This window comes from Granulicella sp. dw_53, from assembly GCF_018449545.1.
Taxonomy (GTDB): Bacteria; Acidobacteriota; Terriglobia; order Terriglobales; family Acidobacteriaceae; genus Edaphobacter.
On record NZ_JAAVUR010000039.1, the window covers coordinates 1 to 3,520 of the forward strand.

The window sequence follows — 3,520 nt, forward strand, 5'->3', positions numbered from 1 at the left end:
CCGGCAAACCCAGCCCCGTTTACGACAGAGAGAAGAGTTCCTCCAGCATTGGCAGGCGTGCGCACCGTGGTGGCGCCTGCTGTTCCAACCGTTGCGATCACGGCGGTTTCGGTATTTGATCCAGAACCGATATGAACTGTCTGACCCGGGCGGAAGCCTCCCGTACTGGCGACCTTGATGTTCGTTGCACCCGCTGCTGAAGTAGCCGCTAAAGAAGCAGCGGCCTGCGTTGAAAAATCCGTGCAGTTACTATCGGTATCGGCGCCGTCTGGAAACCGTCCCGCGCTCGTATTGAGGGCAATAGGCGCCACAACGGTCGACCATGAATTGAACACGGAACCCGGTGCCGGCGCGTAGCAACCGCCTGATTGACCTCCCGAGACAGCTTGATCCCCTTCGGCAGCCCATGGATCCACCAGCCATCCATAGTTTAGGCTGTCCGCGACCGTACCCGCTGGGTCACGCAGCACGATGCTACCTTCCTCGACGGTAAGAGTACGGCCGAACTGTGGAGTCTTCGTGGTCAGTTCCGGTCCTCCAAACCACTGGTTAGGCCTTGCCATACCCTGGTATCCCGCGGTCTTAACTGCAGCATCGCGTACGGGCGCATAGATCGCGTGGTTGTTGGTCAGTGGTCTATCGAGCGTTACGCCTGTCCCAAGTCCCTGAACCGGCTCGTTGCTCGCATGGGCAAAGGCAGTCGCCGGTTGAAAGCTGATTCCTGTTCCGCGATTGCTGAACGGAAGGTTGGCCGCATGATTGAACCGAAGTGGTGCTGCCAGGTCCAGGCCTGTTCCCGGCGATACCACCCACTCACTCGCGACATGAGGCTTCTCTAGAGCAGGTGTGAAGTCGATCGAGGTACCATCTGGTCCTGGGGCGCCCACTGCAGTGACGGTAACGGCTTGCAGGCTGGCCGGAGTGCCGACCGAGATCTTCTGGCCTATCGCAAAACCCTCTGCCCGGCGCACGTTGATCCGGGTTGACCCGGCGCTCACAGAAGCTGATAGATTCGTCTGACTCGCCGCCGTGCCGACATGCGCCACCGTTACGGTTTCAATCCCATGACCAACGCTATCGATATCCAACCTGATCTTGTCACCGGCGGAGACATTTGCGAGGGATGTCACCTGGATGTTTGTGGACCCCGGGAGCGCTTCCATCGCCAGATACGCCTGTGTCCCAGGCTTGCCGACTGCGGTCACTGTCGCAATCTCGTACTGCTCGACTGTATTCGCAACGATCGGATAGGTAGAGCCATAGCCAAGCGCAATCTTCTGACCGACGACAAAGCCGGATGTATCCTCAACCGGCACATTGGTCGAGCCGGGCGGAACGGTGATAACCACTTCTTCGGGAAGCGATTGCCACAACGTCGTGTGGTTGCTGGCAGCCGTCCCCAAGGTTGCGATCTTTCGTACCTCCATGCGGGAGCCGTCGCCGATCTGGACCGTGTCCCCGACTGACATTCCATCAACGTTTCTGACATGGATAACGCTGCCACCTGCCTGTGCGGGAACCGCCAGCCCCGAGTTGGACAGGCCGAGCAGGTAGAAGCCGGCCGGCGCGAGCTTCGTTCCAGCTGGGATCTTTACCGTCGAAGAAATAGCCTGGTGCGCTGGGTGCTCGGTCAATGTCCAGTTGGAGAGATCGACGCTTTGAGAACCTGCATTATAGAGCTCGATAAAGGAATCGGTCGAATTCCCGGGAGCGGCCGAGTTGACTTGAAACTCGTTGATTTTGACTGGTCTGGCATTACGAATCTTTTCAACCGCCGTTTCAATCTGCTTTCTACCGCTGGTAGAATTCGTCCACGACGCATGGCCGATGAGATCGCCGTTGAAGGACGCAGGTGCGGAGGTCACTTTGAAAGTCGCGCTAACGCTCGCACCCGGAGCGATCTGCTGAGCGAACATCTTCGATGTTGGGGTAGTGACTGAAGCGACTGCGGTCCACTGTTTGTTGGGCACAGCAATGGTCAATGAAACGTCCGCTACAGGAGCCCCTGTTGTATTCGTGAAGGTTAGTTTGAAGTCTCGAGAAGATCCCGGAGTGAAGGTCTGCGCCCCCCCATGCGCTGTTGCTATTGCAACCGGAGCCAAAACCAGTGGCGTTACGTCGTATTTTGCAGCCACGATATTCGCCTGGACAAGCTGGTCGGTAGCGTCCGATGGGAACGTGCCCGCCGCGGTCATCGCTCCTTCATAGAACGTTCCCTGCGAGCCGATGCTATTGTCGCCACCGTTGCCCAGAAGAATCGCCCCCTGCTTGCGCATCGGGTCGTAGGTTGGATTCACACGGTGTCCATCGAACATGACCGACAGAGCGCCCTTTTGCGCGTCCCCTCCCATGGAGGTCCAATGGTGTGGTTCTCCCTTGCCGATTGCAGTTACAAAGCGCCAGGGGATGCTGGGTAAATTGGGGCAGCCCTTAGTCCCATCGTCGTTGACGCACCCGACAAGATTATTTTCCTGGTCCGTCATAATCCACGGCCCGCTACCGGCCCCGCTGTACCACGGCGTGGCGTTACCAAAGTAGAGGGTCTCCATGGTGCCGTTGTCATCATCGCGACTGTCAATCTCAGCATTGCCATAATCGAAACAGCAACCGGCGTTGTAATGCTTCCCGTTGACGACCCAGTATTGCCCTTCGGCCTGGTCGTCGACCGCGGTGCCTTTAACGTCGTTCTGGCGAAGCCCCATGCCCGGTGCGATGAACACGCCGTACACCTTGTGCCCCATGATCGTGATCGGGGCCATGTCCGCAATCGGAAGGGTATTGAACCCACCCAAGGTCGGGCCACTGAATCCGCCCCGTGGAGCCTGAATCAAGTCATTGTGTTTGGGGGATTGATCGTAGATGATGCCGATCCAGCAGTAGGTGCCGGCACAGAACTTATCTTGTGCTGCTGCGTCCGCGTATCCACCGGGATCCGGGACTGGAGTTGCAGTAGCCTGGACGACGCCAATGTCCAGGGTTTTACCATCCGATTGGCGCAGAACCTGGTAGAGGGGACCGTTATAGGCCGCATATAACGCCCGGGTCGAGCTATGTGCCGCAGCACACGGGTCACCGGCAACCGCATAGATATCGCATGTGCCCTGGGGCCTCTGGGCGGCGCCACCGCCCGTATGAGACTGTTGCGCCATCGCCAGAGTGGCCCCCATGACCGAAAGCACGAGCGCATATTTAAGCACAAAATCGATTCTCGTTTTCATTCTTATCCTGATCTGCTGGGAAGAACTGTGCTGGGCTCAAAACGAAGGATCTCTCCCAGTATTCGGTGCCCAGTTTATTTGAATTTTCTTCCGGGATACGTATATCACTTGGCAATGAATTGTTTCCATCGCAGTTACTGAAAATACCTCGAAATCCAATGCGCCTGCCTTATAGGACTTGGTGTAGCTGCTACTGCGCGTGGGGTGCGGATCTTCGAGAGCCTACGGTGAGGCTTGGCGACCATATACATTAATAACCCTCGAGCAGTGTGCAGCCGAAACCTCCCAAAAGCTGGTGGTGG

General features: G+C 57.4%; 1 protein-coding gene. It reads right to left on the bottom strand.

What is annotated here, in order from left to right:
* A partial coding sequence (locus tag HB393_RS24845) for an arabinofuranosidase catalytic domain-containing protein (RefSeq protein WP_213807917.1) occupies positions 1 to 3,218 on the bottom strand: 3,218 nt, incomplete at its 3' end.
* Between the last annotated feature and the right edge of the window lie 302 nt (positions 3,219 to 3,520).